21 protein-coding genes are annotated in these 20,940 nt (G+C 67.1%); 11 read left to right on the top strand and 10 right to left on the bottom strand.

All coding sequences use genetic code 11. The features are described 5' to 3' along the window. Both cysC and PW734_07730 read right to left on the bottom strand, forming a co-directional pair. Nucleotides 1–1,941 (bottom strand): adenylyl-sulfate kinase, encoded by a 1,941-nt coding sequence (gene cysC, locus PW734_07735; protein ID MDE1171081.1) that lies wholly within the window; start codon nt 1,939–1,941, stop codon nt 1–3. Then, entirely contained in the window at nt 1,938–2,741 is an 804-nt protein-coding gene (locus PW734_07730; GenBank protein ID MDE1171080.1) for a sulfate adenylyltransferase subunit 2, read from the bottom strand. The genes cysC and PW734_07730 overlap by 4 nt, the downstream gene beginning before the upstream one ends. A 94-nt stretch (nt 2,742–2,835) precedes the next feature. Between PW734_07730 and PW734_07725 the strand changes: the two genes are divergently transcribed. From PW734_07725 to PW734_07690, 8 genes are read left to right on the top strand one after another with little or no spacing between them, the layout of a single operon-like run. Further along, complete coding sequence (locus PW734_07725; protein MDE1171079.1) at nt 2,836–3,534, top strand: phosphoadenylyl-sulfate reductase; 699 nt, start codon at nt 2,836–2,838, stop codon at nt 3,532–3,534. Next, nucleotides 3,535–5,004, top strand: coding sequence for a menaquinone biosynthesis decarboxylase (locus PW734_07720; protein MDE1171078.1), 1,470 nt, complete (start codon nt 3,535–3,537; stop codon nt 5,002–5,004). It begins immediately after the preceding gene. 21 nt (nt 5,005–5,025) lie between these two features. Then, nucleotides 5,026–5,418 carry a hypothetical protein gene (locus PW734_07715; protein MDE1171077.1) on the top strand — a complete coding sequence of 131 codons (393 nt, stop codon included), beginning with the start codon at nt 5,026–5,028 and terminating at the stop codon, nt 5,416–5,418. A 50-nt stretch (nt 5,419–5,468) separates the two neighbouring features. After that, a complete protein-coding gene (locus tag PW734_07710) occupies nt 5,469–6,485 on the top strand; it encodes an NAD-dependent epimerase (GenBank protein MDE1171076.1) in 1,017 nt (338 codons plus the stop codon). A gap of 41 nt (nt 6,486–6,526) precedes the next feature. Continuing rightward, nucleotides 6,527–6,715 (top strand): hypothetical protein, encoded by a 189-nt coding sequence (locus tag PW734_07705; GenBank protein MDE1171075.1) that lies wholly within the window; start codon nt 6,527–6,529, stop codon nt 6,713–6,715. A 15-nt stretch (nt 6,716–6,730) separates the two neighbouring features. After that, nucleotides 6,731–7,297, top strand: a complete 567-nt coding sequence (locus tag PW734_07700; protein ID MDE1171074.1) for a hypothetical protein — start codon at nt 6,731–6,733, stop codon at nt 7,295–7,297. After that, complete coding sequence (locus PW734_07695) at nt 7,284–7,679, top strand: hypothetical protein (protein ID MDE1171073.1); 396 nt, start codon at nt 7,284–7,286, stop codon at nt 7,677–7,679. Before PW734_07700 ends, PW734_07695 begins: the two co-directional genes overlap by 14 nt. A gap of 20 nt (nt 7,680–7,699) precedes the next feature. Continuing rightward, entirely contained in the window at nt 7,700–7,933 is a 234-nt protein-coding gene (locus PW734_07690; GenBank protein ID MDE1171072.1) for a hypothetical protein, read from the top strand. Here PW734_07690 and PW734_07685 read toward each other — a convergent pair. The 5 genes from PW734_07685 to PW734_07665 are packed head-to-tail and all read right to left on the bottom strand — an operon-like array spanning nt 7,930 to nt 14,552. Then, complete coding sequence (locus PW734_07685) at nt 7,930–8,790, bottom strand: ABC transporter permease (protein ID MDE1171071.1); 861 nt, start codon at nt 8,788–8,790, stop codon at nt 7,930–7,932. The two genes, PW734_07690 and PW734_07685, sit on opposite strands and share 4 nt — an antisense overlap. Beyond that, nucleotides 8,777–9,706 carry an ABC transporter permease gene (locus PW734_07680; protein MDE1171070.1) on the bottom strand — a complete coding sequence of 310 codons (930 nt, stop codon included), beginning with the start codon at nt 9,704–9,706 and terminating at the stop codon, nt 8,777–8,779. The genes PW734_07685 and PW734_07680 overlap by 14 nt, the downstream gene beginning before the upstream one ends. Before the next feature lies 1 nt (nt 9,707). Next, on the bottom strand, nt 9,708–11,339 hold the full coding sequence (locus tag PW734_07675; GenBank protein MDE1171069.1) for a peptide ABC transporter substrate-binding protein: 1,632 nt from the start codon (nt 11,337–11,339) through the stop codon (nt 9,708–9,710). After that, on the bottom strand, nt 11,336–13,471 hold the full coding sequence (locus PW734_07670; GenBank protein MDE1171068.1) for a prolyl oligopeptidase family serine peptidase: 2,136 nt from the start codon (nt 13,469–13,471) through the stop codon (nt 11,336–11,338). Before PW734_07670 ends, PW734_07675 begins: the two co-directional genes overlap by 4 nt. A 25-nt stretch (nt 13,472–13,496) precedes the next feature. Further along, nucleotides 13,497–14,552: an NAD-dependent epimerase/dehydratase family protein gene (locus tag PW734_07665; GenBank protein ID MDE1171067.1), complete on the bottom strand. Its 1,056-nt coding sequence runs from the start codon at nt 14,550–14,552 to the stop codon at nt 13,497–13,499. Nucleotides 14,553–14,958: 406 nt separating this feature from the next. Here PW734_07665 and PW734_07660 point away from each other — a divergent pair, with 406 nt between their 5' ends. Next, nucleotides 14,959–15,198: a hypothetical protein gene (locus PW734_07660; protein MDE1171066.1), complete on the top strand. Its 240-nt coding sequence runs from the start codon at nt 14,959–14,961 to the stop codon at nt 15,196–15,198. Nucleotides 15,199–15,546: 348 nt separating this feature from the next. Here PW734_07660 and PW734_07655 read toward each other — a convergent pair whose 3' ends face one another. The 3 genes from PW734_07655 to PW734_07645 form a co-directional block, all read right to left on the bottom strand. After that, nucleotides 15,547–15,714 (bottom strand): DUF1328 domain-containing protein, encoded by a 168-nt coding sequence (locus tag PW734_07655; protein ID MDE1171065.1) that lies wholly within the window; start codon nt 15,712–15,714, stop codon nt 15,547–15,549. A 184-nt stretch (nt 15,715–15,898) separates the two neighbouring features. Next, nucleotides 15,899–17,197, bottom strand: coding sequence for a (Fe-S)-binding protein (locus PW734_07650; GenBank protein ID MDE1171064.1), 1,299 nt, complete (start codon nt 17,195–17,197; stop codon nt 15,899–15,901). Next, nucleotides 17,194–18,567, bottom strand: coding sequence for an FAD-linked oxidase C-terminal domain-containing protein (locus tag PW734_07645; protein ID MDE1171063.1), 1,374 nt, complete (start codon nt 18,565–18,567; stop codon nt 17,194–17,196). Before PW734_07645 ends, PW734_07650 begins: the two co-directional genes overlap by 4 nt. 67 nt (nt 18,568–18,634) lie before the next feature. Between PW734_07645 and PW734_07640 the strand changes: the two genes are divergently transcribed. Beyond that, entirely contained in the window at nt 18,635–19,942 is a 1,308-nt protein-coding gene (locus tag PW734_07640) for a deoxyguanosinetriphosphate triphosphohydrolase (protein ID MDE1171062.1), read from the top strand. Continuing rightward, on the top strand, nt 19,939–20,859 hold the full coding sequence (locus PW734_07635) for a hypothetical protein (GenBank protein MDE1171061.1): 921 nt from the start codon (nt 19,939–19,941) through the stop codon (nt 20,857–20,859). Before PW734_07640 ends, PW734_07635 begins: the two co-directional genes overlap by 4 nt. Nucleotides 20,860–20,940 lie beyond the last annotated feature (81 nt).

The raw sequence follows: 20,940 nt of genomic DNA, 5'->3' as shown, positions 1-20,940 counted from the left end.
CTAAATCCCGCCGCCCGGGAGGACCAGCCCCCCCTCGGCGCGGGTCAGGGCGCGCGCCTTGTCCAGGAGCGCGCGGAGGGCGTCCTCCGGCGAAAGCTCCGCCGTCTTCAATTCCAGCTCCGGCTCGGCGGGCGGCTCGTAGGGGGAGTCGATGCCGGTGAAATTCGGGATCTGGCCGGCGCGGGCCTTCTTGTAGAGCCCCTTCGGGTCGCGGGCCTCGCAGGCTTCCAGCGGGGCGTTCACGTAGACCTCCGCGAAGGGGATGCCCGCCTCGTGGCAGAGGTGGCGGACTTTCTGCCGCTCCGTGCGGAAAGGGGAGATGAGGGAGACAACGACGACGAGGCCCGCCTCCGCCATCAGCTTGGCCACCTCCCCGGCGCGGCGGATGTTCTCCGCGCGGTCCTCCTCCGAAAAGCCAAGGTCGGAGGCCAGGCCGTGCCGCAGGTTGTCCCCGTCCAGGACGAAGGCGCCGATCCCTTCCCGGAAAAGGGCCCGCTCCAGCCGGGAGGCCAGGGTCGACTTGCCCGAGCCGGAAAGGCCGGTCAGCCACAGGACCGCGCCCCGATGGCCGAAGTGGAGGCGGCGCGCCTCCGGCGTCACCTCCCCTTCCGTCCAGCCCAGGTTGTCGGCGCGGACGCCGTCCCGGTCCAGGGCGGCGTATTCGCCCCCGTGGATGATCCCGCCGCCGCCGATCCGGTCCCCCTGCAGGAGGACGAAGCGGCCGGTTTCCGTGATCCGGTCGACGTTGTCGAAGGCGATGGGGCGGCGGGTGCGGAAGGTGACCTCCGCCACCTCGTTCTTCCGCACCTGGGCGGCCTCGCCCGGGGAGACTTCCAGCGTGCCGGAGTCGACGACCCGCTCGATCCGCACAATGCGGGCCTCCGCCTCCTGCGTGCCGAGGCGCAGCGGGTAGGAGGCGCCCGCGCGAAGCGGCGCCTCATGCAGCCAGAAAAGGCGGGCGGAGAAGGTCTGCCCCTCGATGGGGCCTTCCTGCGGATGGCTGGCGATCTGCCCCCGCTCCACGAAAATCTGCTCTTCCAAGGTGAAGGCGGTCGACTGCCCCGCGACGGAGCGCTCCGCGCCGGGGCTGCCCCACAGTTCCAGGGACTTGACGCGGCTCCGCTTCCGGTCCGGCCAGAAGACGACCTCGTCCCCCACGGAGAGGGAGCCGGACTCGACGCGGCCCGCGATGATCCGCCGCGCGTCGAAGCGGTAGACGTCCTGCACGGTGACGCGCAGCGGCTGGTCGGCGCGGGAGGCGGGCAGGGCGAAGGCGTCGAGGGCCTGGAGGACGGCGGGGCCCCGGTACCACGGCATCTCGGCGCTGGGGCCGGTGATGTGGTGGCCGTGCTTGGCGGAGACGGGAATGAAATGGGCGGGAACGACGTCCAGCTTCCCCAGGAATTCCCGGTATTCCCGTTCCAGCGCCTCGAAGCGTTCCTGGCTGAAGCCGACCAAGTCCATCTTGTTCACGGCCACGATGACCTGCCGCACGCCCAGGAGGGAAAGGAGGAAGCCGTGGCGGCGGGACTGCTCCTGCACGCCTTCCTTCGCGTCGATGAGGAGGATCGCCGCGTCGGCGCTGGCCGCGCCGGTGATCATGTTCTTCAGGAACTCCTTGTGCCCGGGCGCGTCGATGATGACGTAGGGCCGCCGCTGGGTGCGGAACTGGATCTGCGTCGTGTCGATGGTGATGTTCTGCTCCTGCTCTTCCAGGAGGGCGTCCAGGAGGAAGGCGTATTCGAAGTCCATCCCCTCCGCCTCGCAGGCCTTGCGGATCGCCTCCACCTTCCCGTCCGGCAGGGAATGGGTGTCGAAGAAGAGCCGCCCGATGAGGGTCGACTTGCCGTGGTCGACGTGGCCGACGATGACGATCTTCAGCCGCTGCGCGTCGACGTCGGCCAAAAGGCCGCTTGCGCCGTTTCCGTTCGCGCCGCTCACATGAACCCTTTCGCCCGCAGCTTCTGCATGGCGTTCCGCTCGTGGTGGTCCTGGGCGCGGCCGGCGCGCTCGGAGGTCTTCGTCGTCCGCAGTTCCTCGATGATCTCCGCCACGGTGGCGGCGTGGCTGGGGACGGGGTGGGTGATGGGCCAGCAGCCCAGGGAGCGGTAGCGCTTCCCCTCCCGGGAGAAGTACATCCGCGGCACGGGGATCGACTCCCGCTCGATGTAGCGCCAGATGTCGATCTCCGCCCAGTCCAAGAGCGGCTGGATGCGGACGTGCTCCCCCGGCTGGATGCGGGTGGTGAATTGGTTCCAGAACTCGGGCGGCTGGTCCTTGTAATCCCACTCGAAGTCGGCGTTGCGGGGGGAGAAGTAGCGTTCCTTCGCCCGGGTCGAGTCCTCGTCCCGGCGGATGCCGGTGATGAGGCCGTCCCATTGGTGCTCCGCCATGGCCTGCTGAAGGGCCACGGTCTTCAGCTCGTGGGTGACGGTGATGGGGTCGTGCGTCTCGTAGCCAACGCCCCGGGCGCGGGCCTCCTCGTTGATCTTTACGATGAGGTCGAGGCCGTACTCCTTCGCCGCCCAATCCCGGAAGGCGATCATCTCCGGGAACTCGTAGGTCGTGTCGACGTGGAGGAGCGGAAAAGGGATGTGGCCGCCGAAGGCCTTTTTCGCCAGCCAGATAAGGACGTTTGAGTCCTTGCCCATCGACCAGGGCATGGCAATCTTGCGGAAGGCATGGTAGGCCTCCCGGAAGATGAAGATGCTTTGGGCCTCGAGTTTGTCGAGATGGCTCACAGAGCTACAATGACGGAGCCCGCCTGCCTGGCAACCTGGAATTTTTAATAGCCTATCGGCTAAGTAGACTTTGAGCGTGCCTCTCTTTTCACCCTTGAACCTCGATCTTCCCGCCGCGCAGGAGCGCCTGGCCGGGATGACGGCGGAGGCGCGGACCGCCTGGGCGGTGGAGACGCTCCAGCGGCGGATCGTCCTTTCCTCCAGCTTCGGCGCGCAGGCGGCGGTCTGCCTCCACATGGCGGCGCAGGTCTGGCCGGAGATCCCGGTCGTCTTCCTCGACACGGGCTACCATTTCCCGGAAACGCTCCGCTTCGTGGAGGAGCTGACGGGCCGCCTGAAGCTGAATTTGAAAACCTACCGCGCGCTCCCCTCCCCCGCCGAGCTGGAGGCCCGCCACGGCAAGCTCTGGGAGCAGGGCGTGGAGGGGATCACCCGCTACAACGAGATCGTGAAGGTGGAGCCGATGCGCCGCGCGCTGGAGGAGCTGGGCGCGTGGGGCTGGATCGCCGGGCTGCGGCGGCAGCAGGCCTCGACGCGCCGGGAGCTGGGCTTCCTGGGCGTGCAGGACGGGCGGCTGAAGGTTCATCCCATCCTGGACTGGACCGACCGGGACGTCGGCGCCTATCTCTCCAAACATCAACTTCCCTACCACCCCCTTTGGGAGCAGGGCTACGTCTCCATCGGGGACACGCACAGCACCCGGAAGCTGACGGAGGGCATGACCGAGGAGGAGACCCGCTTCGGCGGGCTCAAGCGGGAATGCGGCCTGCACGTCGGCGTGGAAAAAATCTAAATGGCTTATTCCTCAACCCGCGACTTCATCGCGAAACTCGACGCCGCCGGCGAGCTGCGCCGCATCACGGAACCCGTCCGCACGGAGCTGGAAATCACCGCCCTGGCCGACCGGGAGATGAAATCCCCCGGCGGCGGCAAGGCCCTGCTCATCGAGAAGCCGGTCCTGCCGAACCGGATGGCCTCCCGCTTCCCCGTCCTCATCAACGCCTACGGCTCGGAGAAGCGGATGGCCCTGGCCCTTAGCTCCCCCTCCGTGGACGAGGTGGCGGGCAAGATCGCCTACCTCCTCAAGGCCAAGCCGCCCCGCTCCCTTTCGGAAGGGTGGGAGCTTTTCCGCGCGGGCCTCGACGTCCTCCTCCACGCCAAGCCGACCCGCGTGAAGAGCGGCCCGTGCAAGGACGTCATCCTGCGCGCGGAGGACGGCGGCATCGGCCTGGACGCCCTGCCCGTCCTCACCTGCTGGCCGGAAGACGGCGGCCCCTTCGTCACCCTGCCGAACGTCCACACCCGCGACCCCGACAGCGGGGAGCGGAACATCGGCATGTACCGGATGCAGGTCTTCTCCCCCTGGACGACCGGGATGCACTGGCAGGTCCACAAGGTCGGCGCACGCCACGGGAAACGCTATTACGAGACGGGCACGCGCATGCCCGTGGCCGTCTGCCTGGGGGCCGATCCGGCCCTGACCTTCGCCGCCACCGCGCCGATGCCAGACGGCTTCGACGAGCTGCTCCTGGCCGGGTTCCTGCGCGGCAAGTCGATCGACCTGGTGAAGTGCGAGACGAGCGACCTGGAAGTTCCCGCCGATTCCGACTTCGTCATCGAGGGCTACGTCGACCCCGCCGAGCCCCTCCGGCCGGAGGGCCCCTTTGGCGACCACACCGGCTTCTACACCCCGGTGGACAATTACCCCGCCTTCCACGTCACCTGCATCACCCACCGGAAGGACGCCGTTTACCCCGCCACGATCGTCGGAAAGCCGCCCATGGAAGACTTCTACCTGGGGACGGCCAGCGTCCGCGTCTTCCTGCCGGTCTTCAAGATGAACTTCCCGGAGATCGTCGACATGGCGCTCCCGGCGGAGGGGGTCTTCCACAACCTCGTCTTCGTCAGCATCAAGAAGCAGTACCCCTACCAGGCCTACAAGATCATGCACGCCCTCTGGGGAATGGGGCAGATGATGTTCGCCAAGATCATCGTGGTGGTCGACGAGGACGTGAACGTCCACGACACCAGCGACGTCCTCTTCCACCTCTGCGCCAACATCGACCCGCAGCGGGACAGCCTCTTCACCAAGGGGCCGTGCGACGCCCTGGACCACGCCCCCACCGTGGCGAACATCGGCTCCCACGTCGGCTTCGACGCCACGCGGAAGCTCCCCGGCGAGGGCTACACCCGGGGCTGGCCGGAGGAGTGCAGGCTCCCCGCCGGCCTCCTGGCGGAGATCGAGCGGAAATTCCCCCGCTAAATAGCCGAATTGACAACAACCATGAGCACCCAACCCGTCCCCGAACCCACCCGCACCAAGTGGACCATCCTCAACGACGCCATCGCGGGCCTCCTGGTCGGCGTCTCCATCGCCGGAGGAATCACTGCCGGAATGGAGAACCGGGCACGGACGCGCCATGACGCCGCTCTGGACAAAGCCCTGGCCCCCGTCAAGGATCAGGCCGCTCAGGCCCAGCTAGCCTCCGGGACCCTCACCGTTTCCACGCCCAAGGGCGACGTCACCGTGCGCTGCGCGCCCCTGGCCGACGGAGGCCGGGACTGCGGCGCGGGCGGTAAGTTTTCCAAGGAAGCCTTCGCCCAGGCCGTCCGGGCCGACGCCGGAAGCCGGATCGACCGCCAGTTCGCCCAGGTCTACTCCCTCCCGCAACGCTAACCGCATTTGCCTTTGACCCCGGGGCGGCCCTGCGCTTCGATGGTCAGCCCATGAAGGCTCTCGTCACTGGCGCCGCGGGATTCGTCGGCGCGCACGTCGCCCTCAAGCTGGCGCAGGCCGGGCATGAGGTCGTCGGCGTCGACAACCTGAACGATTACTACAACCCGCGCCTGAAAGAGGCCCGGCTGGCCGAGTTTCCCTTCCCCAAGAACTTCCGCTTCCAAAAGCTCGACCTTTCGGAGAAGGAGCCCACGGCGGCCCTCTTCGCGAAGGAGAAGTTCACCCACATCGCCCACATGGCGGCGCAAGCCGGGGTCCGCTACAGCCTGGAAAACCCCCACGCCTATACCCAGAGCAACATCGAGGGCTTCCTCACCGTCCTGGAGGGCGCCCGCCGCACGGAGGCCCGGCACCTCGTCTACGCCAGTTCCAGCTCCGTCTACGGCCTCAACCGCACCCTCCCCTTCCGCGTCGGCGAAACCGTCGACCACCCCGTTTCCCTTTACGCCGCCACGAAGAAGGCCAACGAGCTGATGGCCCACACCTATTCCCACCTCTACCGCATCCCCACCACGGGGCTGCGCTTCTTCACCGTCTACGGCCCCTGGGGACGGCCGGACATGGCCTACTACAAGTTCACCCGCTCCATCCTGCGGGGGGAACCGATCGAGGTCTACAACGAGGGAAAGATGGAGCGGGACTTCACCTACATCGACGACGTCGTGGAGGGCGTCTGCCGCTCCCTGGAACGGCCCGCCGCGCCCGATCCCGCCTGGGACGCCGCCCGGCCCGATCCGGCCACCAGCAGCGCCCCCTTCCGCCTCTACAACATCGGCAACCACAGCCCCGTGGCCCTGCGCGCCTTCATCGCGGAGATCGAGCGGGCCACCGGCAAAGCGGCCCAGCTCCGCTTCCTCCCCATGCAGCCGGGCGACGTCCCCGCCACCGCCGCCGACGTCGAGGCCCTGGAAAAGGCCACCGGCTTCTCCCCCAACACCCCCCTTTCCTCCGGCATCGACCGCTTCGTGGCCTGGTACCGGGAGCGCGGGGCCGCCCTGGAAAGCTGATTTCCGGGGCATTTCCCCCTCGGATAGCCGAATTATAGGGCATGGAAACTTACCTCGATTACATGTCGGCGCTGGCAAATGTGGCTCGCACGGCCCGTGATTCCGCGAAGGAAACCCCGAAGGCCAAGCTGGAAGCCGGCAGCATGACCGAGGCGCAGCGCTCCGCCCACGCCCGCAAGACCGAATCCCGTCTGCACAGCCTGGAAATCCTGAGCGCGTGCCGTCTTTGAGCCAAGGAGAAGGCCATGCGGAAACCGCCCGCCCTTCTTCTCGGCATCGCCCTGGCCTCCGGCGTCGGCGGCCTCGTCGCCGCCCGGCAACATCTCCTGCCGGGAATCGACGCGGAGCTCCATAAGTCCTCCGCGCCCGAACCGACCTTCCAACGCCTCCCCGATCCGCCGCCGAAGGATGCCGCCACCCTGGCCCGCGAGCACGCCGCCGACCGGGGCGGGAAAATCGACCTGACCACCACGGCCCCGCGCATTCCCCTGACCGCCACCTGCGCGCCCGATCCCGCTCCTCTCAGCACCGTGGAGCATTGCACGGCCCCGGTTTCCCGGCGCAACGTGGCCGACACCGGGGAATACGCCCCTTTCGTGAAGGAAGACCTGGCCAAGCCCGCTTTCCCGCTGGAGATCGAATACTACATGCCGGTCGAAGCCGCCTGCTCCCCGGCCCGGAAAGGCTGGACCTGCTCCTTCGAACTGGAGCGGGAAGATCTGCAAGGAGCCGCGCGCGCCCAGGCCGACGCGCGGGCCTACCTGGAAAAACAAGGCCTCACCCCCACCCGCAATCCCTATGAGCTTCCTTAAGAACCAAGCCGAAACCTTCCGCTTCCTCTCCGCCCAGCGCCATGAAAAGGGCTGGAGCATCGGCCAGTGCCTAGACGAATACGCAGTCAACCGCCATCCCGCCGTCGGCATGCCCGCCCTCCTGCTGGCCGTGACCGCGCTCGGCGCCTCCACGCTGGGCGGCTTGGCGAAGGGAGCCGCCTACCTGGATGCCCGGGATGCCAGGACGCAGCCCGTGCTCCACGTCGAAAGCGCCGGGAAGCCCTTGGCTCTAAACTGCCATTCCTTTAGCAAGGGGGAAACCTGCACCGTGGCCCTGGGCAAGGACGACTTCAAGGCCCTCCAGCGCAGCGGCGCCGTCACCATCGGGCGCGCGCCGGAAGGCGCGGCCCCGCAACGTTAATCCCGCATCCCACCCCATCCATGAAAAAGACCGACCTCCTTCTTTGGACCGCCGTGACCGCCGGATCCGCCGCCCTTGCCGCCGCCGTCTGGCAGGGAGAAAAAGCCATCGCCCGGTTTGACGCGCAACGCGCCTGCGCGGGCGAGCCCGTTTACTTCCCGCCCAAGCTCACCGGGAAAGGCCTGGAAGAGGCCAAACGCAGCGGCACCCCTTGCCGCACCGGCTCTCCCGACTCCAAGGCCCCGGTCCGCTAACGTCCGGACGAGCGGGGATCAAGGGCGTCCCGCAGGCCGTCGCCCAGGAAGTTGAAGGCCAGAAGCGTCCCCGCGAAGGCCACGCAGGGGAAGACGATCAGCCACGGGTATTCCTCCATGCCGTGGATGCCCGCGTTGATCAGCGATCCCCAGGAACTCATCGGCGGCTGCACGCCCAGGCCGATAAAGCTTAAGAACGCCTCCGCCATCATGACCGACGGGATCATCAGCGCCGTGTAGGCGATGACCGGCCCCAGCGTGTTGGGGATCAGATGGCGGGAGACGATCCGCCAGGGAGAAGCCCCCAGGCTCCGCGCCGCCGCCACGAATTCCTGGTTCCGCAGCGCCTGCACCTGCCCGCGGACGATGCGCGCCATGGTCAGCCAGGAGACGCCGCCGATGGCGACGAAGAGGAGGATGAAGTCCCGCCCAAAGAAGCTCCGCAGCAGGATCAGGAAGACGGTGAAGGGCAGGATGGAGAGGATGTCGACCACGCGCATCATGCCGGAGTCGATCCACCGGCCGTAATACCCTGCCACCGCGCCGTAGGCGACGCCGATCACCAGCGCCACGGAGGCCGCCAAGGCCGCCACGGCGAAGGAAATCCGCCCGCCGTAGAGGAGCCGCACGAGCAGGTCGCGCCCCAACATGTCGGTCCCCAGCCAGTGATGAACGGTGGGGCCGTGCGCGCCGAGCTTCAGGTCGTTCACCGCGTAGGTGTAGGGGGAGAGCCACGGGCCGACGACGACCAGCAGGAGCATCGCCGCCAGGAACCAGAGGGAGGCGACCGCCAGCCGGTTCGCCCGGAAGCGGACGCGGAAGAGCTGCCAGGGGGTCAGGTGACTACCGCTGCTCATTTTTCAGGCGGGGGTTGAGGGCGACGAGCACCAGGTCGAAGACCAAATTGAAGAGGAGAAGCAGGAGGGCGTAGAAGAGGGTCGAGCCCATCACCATGGTGTAATCCCGGTTGAAGGCGGCGTTGACGAAGAGCCGCCCCAGGCCGGGAATCTGGAAGATCATCTCGACGGCGAAGGAGCCGGTGAGGACGTCGGCCAGGACCGGCCCCATGGCGGCCAGCACGGGCGTCATGCCGCTGGGCAGGGCGTGGCGGAAGACGACGGCCCATTCGGAAGCCCCCTTCGCCCGCGCGGAGCGGATGAAGTCCTGGGAGAGGACCTCCATCATGCTGTTGCGCGTCAACCGCGCCAGGCCCGCCGCGCCGCCGATGCCCAGGGTGAGGACGGGGAGGACACGGTCGCTCCAGGAATACCACCCCGCCGCGTCGAGCCACCCCAGCCCGATGGCGAAGAGGACGATGAGGAGCGGCCCGACGACGAAGGCCGGGATGCTCATCCCCAGCAGGGCCAGGCCCATGGGAACGTAGTCGTAGCGGGTGCTCGGCCGCAGCGCGGAAAGGAGGCCGATGGGGAGCCCCAGGAAGATGGCCAGCGCCAGGCCCCACAATCCCAGCTCGGCGGAGACGGGAAAGGCCTGGGCGATCAGCTCGTTGACCGTGCGCGTGGGGTATTTGTAGGAAGGGCCCAGGTCCCCTTTCAGGAAGTGGCCCAGGTAGAGGAGGTATTGCTTCCAGACCGGCTGGTCCAGGGCGTAGTGGTGCTCGATGTGGGCCAGGACCTCCTTCGGGATGGTCCGGTTCTGCGCGGCGGAGAACGGCCCGCCGGGCACGAAGTGGATGAGGAAGAAGGTGAGCGTGGCGACGATGAAGAGGACCGGCACGATCTCAAGCAGGCGGCGGAAGACGTAGCGCGTCATGTCAGTGGCCGATGCGGGCGGGACCGGCGGTGGCCGGGTCGAGCCAGACGTATTTCAGGGGATGGGCGCCGAGGACGTTGGAATACCAGCCCTTCACGTCGGGCCGCCACAGGGTGCGGCCCACGGAGAAGAAGAGCGGGATCATCGGCATCTGGGAGACGAGGATCGCCTCGCTCTTTTGCAAAAGCTCCCGCCGCGCGGCGGGGTCGAGGGTGCGGTTGGCCTCGGCCAGCGCCTTGTCGTAGGCGGGATCGGCCCAGCCGGTCTGGTTGTTCCCCCCGTTGGTGACGAAGATGTCGAGGAAGGTGTTCGGGTCGACGTAGTCGCCGATCCAGCCGTAGAAGCAGATCTGGTATTTGAGGTTGCGGAGCCATTCCTCGTAGACCTTCCCCTCCTGGTTCACGATCGCCACGTCGATGCCCAGGTTCTTCCGCCACATCTGCTGAATGGCCTCCGCCAAAAGGCCGCCCGCCCCCGCGCCGGGCATGAGCAGCTCCAGCCGCGGGAAGCCCTTGCCGCCGGGATAGCCCGCCTTCGCCATCAACGCGCGGGCCTCCGCCACGCTCTCGTCGAAATGGGCGCGGCCGGTGTAGCCCGCCATGTCGGGCGGGGTCAGCCGGAAGGCGGGGACCTGATCCCCCTTCAGCACGGTGCGGACGATGGACTCCCGGTCGATCGCCATGGCCAGGGCGCGGCGGACTTCCGGCTTGTCCAGGGGCGGCTTGGTCACGTTGACCTTCAGGAAGGTGGTGGCCATCTGCGGGAAGGCATGGAGGTATTGGGGATACTTCTTCCGGTAGAGGTCGAGCTTCGCCACCGGCACGGCGGAGACGTGGAGCTGGCCGGAGCGGAAGGCCCGCTCCTCCGCGTCGCCGTCGTCGTAGGGGAGGAAGCGGACGGCCCGGAGCCGGACGCGCGCGGCGTCCCAGTAGTAGGGGTTCTTCTCCACCTCGACCAATTCGTTGACCTTCCACGCCTTGAGGCGGAAGGGCCCGTTGCCGACCATGTTTCCCGGCAGGACCCAGCGGGTGCCGCGCTCGTCCATCGCGCCGAATTTCTCGATGCACGCCCGGTGGACCGGGATCCAGGTGTGGTGGGTGATGAGGGAGGGGAAGTAGGGCACCGGATGCTCCAGCCGGACGCGGAAGGTGTAGGGGTCCGGCGCCTCGTAGCCGACCTGGGAAAAGTCGGCGATCTTCCCGGCGTTGTAGGCCTCCGCGTTCTTCACCATGAAGTGCATGTAGGCGTACTCGGAGCCCAGGGCCGGGGAAAGGATCCGGCGGCAGGAGTAGAGGAAGTCGGCGGAGGTGACGGGATCGCCGTTGGACCAGCGGGCGTCGTGCCGCAGGTGGAAGGTGTAGGTGAGGCCGTCCGGCGTCACCTCCCACCGCTCCGCCACGCCCGGCACGGGAGCCAGGGTCTGCGGGTCGACGGTGAGGAGCCCCTCGAAGAGGGTGAAGTCGATGTTCGCGTCCGACTGGCCGGTGACGAGGTGGGGATCGAGCTGGGAGGGCTCGCCGCCGTTGCCCAGGAGGAGGACGCCGTCCCCGTCGCCGCGCTGGACGGGGGTTTCCCGCCCCTTGCAGCCCGCCAGGAGGAGGGCCGCGCCCAGGATGACGGCGGCGATCCTCATCGCTTCGGGTCGATCCCCAGCTCCGCGCAGAGGAAGGCGTACATGTCGGCCTTCTGCTCGACGGCGGAGCGGACCAGGTCGGCCCCGCCGTGGCCCGCGTTCTTCTCGATGCGCAGCAGGATCGGGGCGGGCCCCGCCTGGTCCGCCTGAAGGGCGGCCACCATCTTCCGCGCGTGCATCGGGTCGACGCGGTCGTCGCTGTCCGCGGAAAGCATCAGGACGGCGGGATAGGCGGTACCCGGTTTCACGTGGTGGTAAGGGGAATAGGCGCGCAGGGCCTGGTAGTCCTGCGGGTCGCGCGGATCGCCGTATTCCTCGATCCAGGTGCGGCCGCTGCCGAAGAGGGGATAGCGGAGCATGTCCAGGAGGGGCACGGCGCAGACGACGGCCCGGTAGAGGTCGGGCCGCTGGGTCAGGGCCGCGCCGACCAGGAGCCCGCCATTCGACCCGCCCAGGATGGCCAGGCGGTCCGGGGCGGTGTATTTTTCCGCCACCAGGTATTCGGCGGCGGCGATGAAATCGTCGAAGACGTTCTGCTTCCGGCGGCCCATGCCCGCCTGGTGCCACGATTCCCCGTATTCGCCCCCGCCGCGCAGGTTCGGCACGGCGTAGGCGCCGCCCGCCTCCAGCCACGCGTAAAGGCTGGCGGAAAAGCCCGGCTCCATGCTGACGGAGAAGCCTCCGTAGCCGGTCAAGAGGAGCGGCTGCCTCCCGTCGCGCGGCGCGTCCTTCCGCCGGACGATGAACATGGGGACGCGCGTGCCGTCCTTGGATTGGAAGAAGACCTGGCTCACCTCATAGGGCGCGGCGTCGACGGGGGCCCGCACCTGGTCCCATAGCTCCTGCCCGCCGGTGGCGGCGTCCAGGCGGAAGATCTCCAGCGGCTGGGTGAAGGAGGTGAAGCCGTAGAAGACCTCAGGATCGGCGGCGCGGCCGGAGAGGCCGCCGCAGCTCCCCACGCCGGGGAGCGGGACGGGGCGCGGATTCTTCCCGTCCAGATCGCGCAATTCCAGGTAGCTGGCCGCGTCGCGCACGTAGGCCAGGACCCAGCGCCCGCCGAGGAGCTGGGCCGCGTGGAGTGTCCCCTCCCCCTCCGGCACGATGCATTCCCAGTTCTTCCGCTCCGGCCGGGCGGCGGGTACGCGGTAGAGCGCGCCCCGCATATGAGGCGAGCCGTCCGCCGTCTGGATGTAGAAGACGTCCCTCCACGCGGTGACGCCGGTCTGACCGCGCAGGCCCTTGGCCAGCGTTTTCCAATCGCCCTTGGGATCGGCCAGGTCGCGGTAGAAAAGGTCGACGCTGTTCCAGCCATGGCTGACGCTGACGAAGAGCCAGCGCCCCTCCTCCGCCAGCTCGACGCCCAGGAAGGTCTTGGGATCGCCCGTGGCCGGGTGGATGAGCGGGTCCTGCCCGGGATCGGTGCCCAGCTTGTGAAAGCGGATCTCCGCGCGGCCCGGGCGGTCGGCGACGGGGATCGCGGGATCGACGGGGAGGCGCGTGTAGTAGAATCCGTCGCCGGAAGGGGTCCAGGAGGGGTGGGCGTATTTGGCCCCCGCGATCTCCTCCCCCTCCCGCGTGCGGCCCGTGGCGACGTCGAGCAGATGGAGCGTCGCCTCGTCCGAGTTGTTGCGGCGGAGGGCGTAGGCGACCCACTTTCCGTCGTAGCTGGGCGCCCAGACGCCCAGGGAGACGCTGCCGTCCGGGCTCAGGGCGGCGGGATCAAGAAGGACGCGCTCCGCTCCGTGCAGGCCCTGGCGGCAGACCTGGACGTATTTTTCCTGATGGGCTTCCTTCCGCTCGTAGAAGTAGGTGTCGCCCCCCTTTTCCGGCACGGTCAGGGCCGGGGTGTAGAGCAATTCCTTGAGCCGCTTTTCCAGGCGGGGCCGCGCGGGCAGGCCGTGGAGCCAGCGGCGGGCCAGCACGTCTTGCTCCCGCATCCAGTCCCGCACGCGCGGGTCGCGCACGTTTTCCAGCCACTGGTAGGGGTCGGCGATCGTCTCTCCGAAGTAGGCTTCGGAGACCGGCTCCTTCGGCGTGGCGGGATATTTCAACGGAGCCTCCAGGTCGGTGGAACGGCCGCAGGCGGCCAGGAGCAGGGGAAGGAACAGGAGGAGAAGGAACCGAGGCGGCACGCTTCCACAATTAGAAGAGCGGGCTCTAAAGCGCAACGGGAACCGGCGCTTCCGCGGAGGCCTCGCGCACGGGGCGCACGCCGTCCTGGAACCAGGCGATGGCCTCCCGCACGGTTTCCCGCAGCGGGCGGACGGGCTCCCAGCCCAGCTCGCGGGCCGCCTTCTCGCAGGAGAAGAACTGGACGCGGCGGGAGTGGTAGGCCGTTTCCAGGCAGATGCGGATGTCGCGCCGGTCGCCGCCGGGCAGGAAGCCCTGGAGGAAATCGACCGCCTCGCCCCCGGCGCCCGCGGCCCAGATCACGCCGCCGGGCAGGGTGAAACGCGGCGCCTTCAGGCCGGTTTCTTCCTGGAGAATGTGAAGGAAATCCCGCAGCCACATGTTCTCGTGGCCAAAGAGGTAGCGTTCCCCGGAGCGGCCATGGCGGGCGGCCAGCTGAAGGCCCGCGCTCAGGTCGTCGACGCTGACGAAGTTGAGGCCCGCCCGGCAGGAGAAGGGGAAATTGCCGTCCAGGAAGTCCCGGATGATCCGGCCCGTGGGCGTCGGCATCTCATCCTCGGCCCCGATGGGGCAGGTGGGGCTGGCGATGGTGACGTGCAGGCCCCGGCGCGCCCATTCCAGGACACGGCGCTCCGCTTCCCACTTGGAAAGCTTGTAGGAGGAAAAGGGCGGCGGGGTGGCCGGAAAATCGGTTTCGTCCATCAGGGGCTTCCGCCGGTCGGAACGGCGCAGGATGCCGCCGGAGCCGATGTAGACGACTTTCTCCACGCCCGCGCGGAAAGTCGCCTGGAGAAGGTTTTCCGTCCCGTCGACGTTGACGCGCCAGACTTCCTTCCGGTGGCGAAGGCCGAAACGGTAGGCCCCCGCGATATGATAGACCAGGGAGGCGCCGGTACAGGCCCGGGCCAGGAGGGCGGCATCGGACAGGTCGCCGGTAAAGATCTCCACCTGGTCGCCGAACAGCTGAAAGGCCTTTTCCGGACGGCGAGCCAGCACGCGGACGGTATGCCCCGCCGCGCACAGCTCCCGCGTCAGGGAGCGGCCAATAAAGCCGGTCGCACCGGTGATGAAGATCACTGCCATCGAAGGGTTAATATATCGAAAGAATGGCGTCCGTAAACTTACTTAGCTCATTTTTGAAATTCTTTTCGTGCAAGGAGATGCCGCGATTTCTTCATTTTGCACAGATTCGCCGTTCCCCTTACTCACAGGCTCTGCGGGAAAACCAATTTTCCTCGTTGATGGGCAAGCGCCTAGGAAAAAGCGTCCAGGCCATGGCATCGAATATGCATTTCTTTTTCAGCCCGTTTATTTTATGCCCTTCCACATCCAAGAAGCGGACCCCCATTCCGGACCCATTCTTCGGAAGCTTTCGGCGGCGCTTCCTTCCCGGGCTGCGGCGCAAAAGGCGGTAAAGGCACTCCGCAAAGCGGGCTATCCGGCCCGAAGCATCCGCGTTATCCATGGGCCGCCGCCGGGGAGCGGAGCCTTGCAGGAGGAGCTTCCCTACTCCCTCATTTCCAAGTTCATCCGCCACCTGGGGGACTCCGGCCATGTCCAAATCGGCGTGACCCATCATGACATCACCACCGCCTCTTTGATCTTTCACGAGATGGGGATCGAGACCGAAGTAAACCATTTCTTCCACCAAAACATGGCCCAACCGCCCGACATGAAGGGAGAGAAAAACGGCAACGGCCAGCTCCCCTCCCGCATCTGGACGGAGTGAGGTCTCTTTCTTTTTCGCTTTTTCTCTGAAACGCAAGAGGGGCGGCCCTTTCGGGACCGCCCCTCAAATTTTTTATCCCTCAACACTCAGGCCATCGCCATGGCGCCGGAAATCTTCCGCTTCCGCGCCTTGGGGGCGGGACGCTTGGACTCCGGCTGCAACCAAGCGCGGAGATTCTTCCGATCGGATGCGGGAGCGCGGGCAATGATCAGGTTAGTCAGGAACGAGTCGAGTTCGTCGAAAAGGCCGGAGTTTTTCATTGTCGGAGTAGGGGTTGGTTGCGGTCCCGCCGGGAAAGGACACCCCGTCCTTCCCGCCCGGGACCTAAAGGAGAATCTCAGTCGCTTCTCAGACGGACGGGCGGCGCCCACCAAACAGCAGGGAGACGACAAAGAGCACGAGGAAGACGAAGAAACAAATCTTGGCGATGCCCGCCGCAGTACCGGCGATACCGCCGAATCCGAGGGCTGCCGCGATGAGGGCGATGACGAGGAAGGTGACCGTAAGACTCAGCATAAAAACTCCTGGTTAAGTTAAGAATGAAGGTGCACCCCCCATGCCAAGGCATTATTAAACACCCGTTAATTACTTAACCGGAGCGACTTATAAAATTTTACACCTTTGCACCCCCAAAAAATAGCCCTCCGTGCAAATTGCAAAATGCATGCTTAACACATGCGAATCGTGCGTTTGCGCCTGCTTACTGCACTTCCCGCCGGGCTTCCGCCCATAACGTGACGGGATGGACGACGCGCAAGGAGAGCCCCGCCTCCCGAGCGCCGTTTTCCAGCTGGAGAAGGCAGCCCGGATTGCCCGTGGCGACGATCTCCGCCCCGCTGGCGCGCAAATGGGCGATCTTCCGGTCCAGGAGCCGCTGGGCGGTCTCCGGGTGGGTCAAATTATAAATGCCCGCGCTGCCGCAACACCACGTCGACTCCGGGATTTCGACGACGGCCACGCCCGGCACCGCGCGGAGGACGGCGCGGGGCGCCGCGTCGATCTTCTGCCCGTGGCAGAGGTGGCAGGAGGCGTGGTAGGCCACGGCCCGGCGGGGCACGCAGCCGCCCGGCGTGGCGGGCTCGATGCCGACTTCCGCCATCCATTCATGGATGTCCCGGACCTTAGCCGCCCACGCGGCCGCGCGGGCGGCGTAGGCGGGATCGTCGGCCAAAAGGCGGCCATATTGCTTCAAATGGGAGCCGCAGCCGCCCGCGTTGGTGATGAAGGCGTCGAACTGGTCCGGGGGAAAGAGGTCGATCATCCGGCGGGCCAGATCCGCCGCGGCGGCGGGCTCCCCGTTGTGGGCCAGGAGGGAGCCGCAACAAGGCTGGACGGGCGGCGTGTGGACCTGGCAGCCGTGCGCGCGGAGCGCGTCGGCGGTGTCCCGGTTCACCTGCGGATAGATCAGGTCCTGGACGCAGCCGGTGAGGAGGCCGACGCGGAAGCGGGCCTCCGCTCCGCCCTCCACCGGCGCGATGAGCTGGTGGGAGAAGCGCCGGGAAACGCGCGGCGTCTGGCGCTCCAGCTTCCGCAGGCGGGCGGGGAGGAGCGCGGTGAGGCGCAGCGCGCGGGCCAGGCGGTCCAGGCCCAGGCGCTGCCAGAGTTCCAGCAGGCGCCCGGCCAGGCGCAGGAGCCGGGGCCGCATGAAGAGGCCGCGCAGGAGGAAGGCGCGCAGGACCTTCCGCCCCGGGGAGCGGGCGGCAAAGGCGGGGGAAGCCTCCGCCTCCGCACGGGCGGTTTCAAACAGCGTGGCGTAGTCGACCCCCGCCGGGCAGGCCGTCTGGCAGGCCAGGCAGCCCAGACAATAATACATCTCGTCGCCGAAGGCCGCGCCCGCCTCCAGCTCCCCGTCCGCGATGGCGCGCATGAGGGAGATGCGCCCGCGCGGGCTGTTCCGCTCCGCCTTGGTGATGTCGTAGGTGGGGCAGGTCGGCAGGCAAAGGCCGCAGTGGATGCACTGCTGAAGGACGGAGTAGTCGAGCTCGCGCAGGCTTTTCATGCGGGGTCGAAGATTTTCCCGGGGTTGAGGATGCCCTGGGGGTCGAAAGCGGCTTTCAGCGCGCGCATGACGCGGACGTTCCCCTCCCCGACGGCGCGGGCCAGGTAGGGCTTCTTCGCCAGGCCGACGCCGTGCTCCCCCGTGATCGTGCCGCCCAGGGCCAGGGCCTCCGCGAAGATTTCCTCCATGGCGGCCTCCACGCGGGCCATTTCTTCCGTGTTCCTCTCGTCCGTCAGGAAGGTGGGGTGAAGGTTGCCGTCCCCCATGTGGCCGAAGGTGCCCACTTTAAGGCGGTGGCGCGCGGCGATCTCCGCGATCTTGGCCACCATGACGGCCAGCGCGCTGCGGGGGACGGTGGCGTCCTCCAGGAGGGTGGTGGGGGAAACCCGCGCCAGGGCGGAAAAGGCGGAGCGCCGGGCGGAGGCCAGGGCGGCGGCCTCCGCCTCGTCCCGGGCGCGGCGGACGGAGAGCGCCCCATGGGCCTGGGCCAGGGCGGCCATGGCGTCCGCCTCCTCCGCCACGGCGGCGGGGTGGCCGTCCGTTTCCATCAGGAGGAGCGCGGCGGCCCCGCGCGGCAGGCCCACGGCGGTGAAGTCCTCCACGCAGTTGAGGGTGACGTTGTCGAGGAACTCGAGGGTGCAGGGAATGATCTTCGCCGCGATGATGGCGGACACCGTCTCCGCCGCGGCCTCCATGGAGGCGTATTCCGCCAGGACAGTGGCGCGTGCGGCGGGTTTTGGCACCAGCTTCAGCAGCACCTCCGTGACCACGCCCAGGGTCCCTTCCGAGCCGATGAAGAGGTCCTTCAAGGGATAGCCGGCGACGTCCTTCACGCACTTGTTGCCCGTTTCGATCACCGTGCCGTCCGCCAGGACGGCGCGCAGGCCCATGACGTAGTCCCGCGTCACCCCGTATTTGAGGCCGCGCAGGCCGCCGCTGTTCTCCGCCACGTTGCCGCCCAGGGTGGAGATCTTCATGGAGCCGGGATCGGGCGGGTAGAAGAGGCCCTCCTTCTCCGCCGCCGCCGCGACGGCCTGGGTGACGGCGCCCGCCTCGCACCGCAGGGTCAGGTTCCGCGCGTCGAGTTCCAGGATGCGGTTCATCCGGGTCAGACAAAGGACGACGGAGCCGGGCGTGGGCACGCTGCCGCCGCTCAGCCCCGTGCCGGAGCCGCGCGTCACCACCGCCGTGCGGGTGGCGGAGGCCCAGCGGAGCAGAGCGGCGACCTCCTCCGCCGACTCCGGCAGGACGACGGCGGCGGGCATCCGCCGCAGGGCAGCCGTGCCGTCAAAGGAATAAGGGATCAGATCTTCCGGCGCGGTGAGGACCCGCCCCGCGGGGAGAGTCTGAAGCAGGCCGGAAAGGGGCATCGCCCCCCAGCCTAAAACATAGAACTGGTTTCACAAGCCGGAGCGTGGCAGCTTTCCGTCCCTGCATATGAGCAAGATGGAATGGCCCCGCCTCCTCTCCGCCAAGCGCCTGGGGAAAGACAAGGAGCCCGTTTACGATCCCTCCCGTTCCCCCTTCCAACAGGACTTCGACCGCATTATCTTCTCCACCGCCTTCCGGCGCCTCCAGGACAAGACGCAGGTCTTTCCCCTGGCGGATAATGACTTCGTCCACACCCGGTTGACCCACAGCCTGGAGACCTCCTGCGTGGGCCGCAGCCTAGGCACCGCCGTGGGCCACGCCCTGAAGGACCGTATCGGCAGCGTCCACCCCTCCGACATCGGCGCGATCGTCGCCGCCGCCTGCCTGGCCCACGACATCGGCAACCCACCCTTCGGCCACTCCGGAGAGGACGCCATCCGCCATTGGTTCCAAGGCTGGCAGGAAAAGGCATCCTTCCTCACTCCGGCACAAAAAGAGGATATTTCCCGCTACGAAGGCAATGCTCAAGGCTTCCGCCTTCTCACCCGGCTCCAGATGGTGATCGACAAGGGCGGCCTCCAACTAACCCACGCCACCCTGGGCGCCTTCACGAAATATCCGGGCGTCTCTCTGCCGGAGAATAAGGGACCGTGGTCGAAGAAGTTCGGTTATTTCCAAGCGGAGGCCCCTTTCTTTGACGAAATCGCCGCGAACCTGGGTCTCCTGAAGCGCGACGGCAATTGGTGCCGCCATCCACTGGTCTTCCTTGTGGAGGCCGCCGACGACCTGTGCTACGGCCTAGTCGATCTCGAGGACGGCTTCCGCCTTAATTACGTAACCCATCAGGAGACGTTCGATCTCCTCTCGGCCACTATCGGCAATCCGAAAACCACCGACAACGCTCTCAAAATCGAGGATAAAAAGAACCGGATCGAGTTTCTCCGTGCCAAGGCCATCAGCGCCGTCATCGATCAAGTCCGCGACCGCTTTCTGGAAGCGGAAGATGAAATCCTGACCGGGACGCTCACCCAGGCACTCACTAAGCAAATTCCCGCTCAAAGCGCTCTCAAGGAAATTCAAAATATTTCCTCCTCCCAGATCTATCGCGCGAGGGACGTTATCGAGATCGAAGCCGCTGGCTTCGAGGTTCTTGGCGGCTTGCTCAACGCCTTTGCTGCCGCTGCGCTTACTCCTCCAACCGACAAGAAGGATCACAACACAAAGCTTCTTCAGCTCGTTCCCAAGCAGTTCCTCGACAAAGCCACGCCCTACGAGCAGCTCCTCTCCATCCTCGACTTCGTCTCCGGCATGACGGACAGCTACGCCGTCGGCCTCTACAAGAAAATCAAAGGAATCTCCCTCCCCGGATCATGAGCAAACCCACCGTTCCCTTCCACGGCATCGACGCCATCGAACTGCGCCGCGGCGCCGACCGCGCCCGGCTGGCCCCGCAATACGGCGGCCTCCTCCTGGACTGGCACGTCGGCGGCCAGGAAGTGGTCCGCTGGCCCGCCGGGCCGACGGACTGGGAGAAGGTGACGAAGGTCCGGGGCGGCAACCCGGTCCTCTTCCCCTTCATCGCCCGCCACTTCGTGGACGGGGTGCTGGGACGCTGGAAGGATGAAAAGGGCGTCGTCCGCGACCTGCCCATGCACGGCTTCGCCCGCAAGATGGCCTACCAGGTCCTGCCCGAAGGGGGCGAGGACAGCGTGCGGCTGCGGATCGAGTCGACCCCGGAGACTCTGGAGATGTATCCCTTTCCGTTCGTCTTCGAGGTCGCCTACCGCCTGGCGGGGGATGGCGTTCTGGAAGTGGAACTGGCGACGACCAATACCGGCTCCGCTCCCCTTCCCTACTACGCCGGGCACCACTTTTACCTGAATATCCCCCACGCGGAGCGGCCCGCCTGGACGCTGGAATTCCCCTTTGAAAAGACCGGCATGCGGAAAAGCGAGGAAGGCGGCGAGGTCGTCTTCGGCCCCGCGCCGGAGGCCTCCTCCACCCTGGACAACCCGGCCCTTATCGACCGCTTCCAGATCGGCCCCAAGCGGAACCGCTTCTCCCTGCGCCACCAGGACGGCCGGACGATCGAATTCGACCTGGCCCCGCGCGAGACGGTCCCCTGGCACACGGTGACGACCTGGAGCGAGACGCCGACCTCCGACTTTTACTGCGTGGAGCCGTGGCTGGGCCTGCCCGACGCGATCCACCACGAGGGCTACGGCTTGCGCCACGTGGCTCCCGGAGCCACGGAACGCGCGGTCTGCGCCCTGCGCTACCGCGCGGCCTGATTCCGGGCAAATCGCCCGGACGGCGGCCTGCCTCTTTCAAAGGGCGCGCCGCCGGATTTCATTCTGCCTAAAGGGTTAAAA

The sequence above is a fragment of the Verrucomicrobium sp. genome, assembly GCA_028283855.1.
Lineage (GTDB): Bacteria > Verrucomicrobiota > Verrucomicrobiia > Methylacidiphilales > GAS474 > GAS474.
The sequence above is the reverse complement of the archived record's forward strand: the minus strand, read 5'-3'. Positions and strand labels throughout refer to the sequence as shown.

Excerpts from the sequence above, each read along its gene's own strand:
- PW734_07650 (MDE1171064.1), bottom strand. The coding sequence starts at position 17,197 with ATGAAAAGCCTGCGCGAGCTCGACTACTCCGTCCTTCAGCAGTGCATC.
- PW734_07690 (MDE1171072.1), top strand. The coding sequence starts at position 7,700 with ATGAAAAAGACCGACCTCCTTCTTTGGACCGCCGTGACCGCCGGATCC.
- PW734_07715 (MDE1171077.1), top strand. The coding sequence starts at position 5,026 with ATGAGCACCCAACCCGTCCCCGAACCCACCCGCACCAAGTGGACCATC.
- PW734_07680 (MDE1171070.1), bottom strand. The coding sequence starts at position 9,706 with ATGACGCGCTACGTCTTCCGCCGCCTGCTTGAGATCGTGCCGGTCCTC.
- PW734_07700 (MDE1171074.1), top strand. The coding sequence starts at position 6,731 with ATGCGGAAACCGCCCGCCCTTCTTCTCGGCATCGCCCTGGCCTCCGGC.
- PW734_07685 (MDE1171071.1), bottom strand. The coding sequence starts at position 8,790 with ATGAGCAGCGGTAGTCACCTGACCCCCTGGCAGCTCTTCCGCGTCCGC.
- PW734_07655 (MDE1171065.1), bottom strand. The coding sequence starts at position 15,714 with ATGCTGAGTCTTACGGTCACCTTCCTCGTCATCGCCCTCATCGCGGCA.
- PW734_07640 (MDE1171062.1), top strand. The coding sequence starts at position 18,635 with ATGAGCAAGATGGAATGGCCCCGCCTCCTCTCCGCCAAGCGCCTGGGG.
- PW734_07635 (MDE1171061.1), top strand. The coding sequence starts at position 19,939 with ATGAGCAAACCCACCGTTCCCTTCCACGGCATCGACGCCATCGAACTG.
- PW734_07645 (MDE1171063.1), bottom strand. The coding sequence starts at position 18,567 with ATGCCCCTTTCCGGCCTGCTTCAGACTCTCCCCGCGGGGCGGGTCCTC.
- PW734_07675 (MDE1171069.1), bottom strand. The coding sequence starts at position 11,339 with ATGAGGATCGCCGCCGTCATCCTGGGCGCGGCCCTCCTCCTGGCGGGC.
- PW734_07720 (MDE1171078.1), top strand. The coding sequence starts at position 3,535 with ATGGCTTATTCCTCAACCCGCGACTTCATCGCGAAACTCGACGCCGCC.
- PW734_07705 (MDE1171075.1), top strand. The coding sequence starts at position 6,527 with ATGGAAACTTACCTCGATTACATGTCGGCGCTGGCAAATGTGGCTCGC.
- PW734_07695 (MDE1171073.1), top strand. The coding sequence starts at position 7,284 with ATGAGCTTCCTTAAGAACCAAGCCGAAACCTTCCGCTTCCTCTCCGCC.
- PW734_07710 (MDE1171076.1), top strand. The coding sequence starts at position 5,469 with ATGAAGGCTCTCGTCACTGGCGCCGCGGGATTCGTCGGCGCGCACGTC.
- PW734_07665 (MDE1171067.1), bottom strand. The coding sequence starts at position 14,552 with ATGGCAGTGATCTTCATCACCGGTGCGACCGGCTTTATTGGCCGCTCC.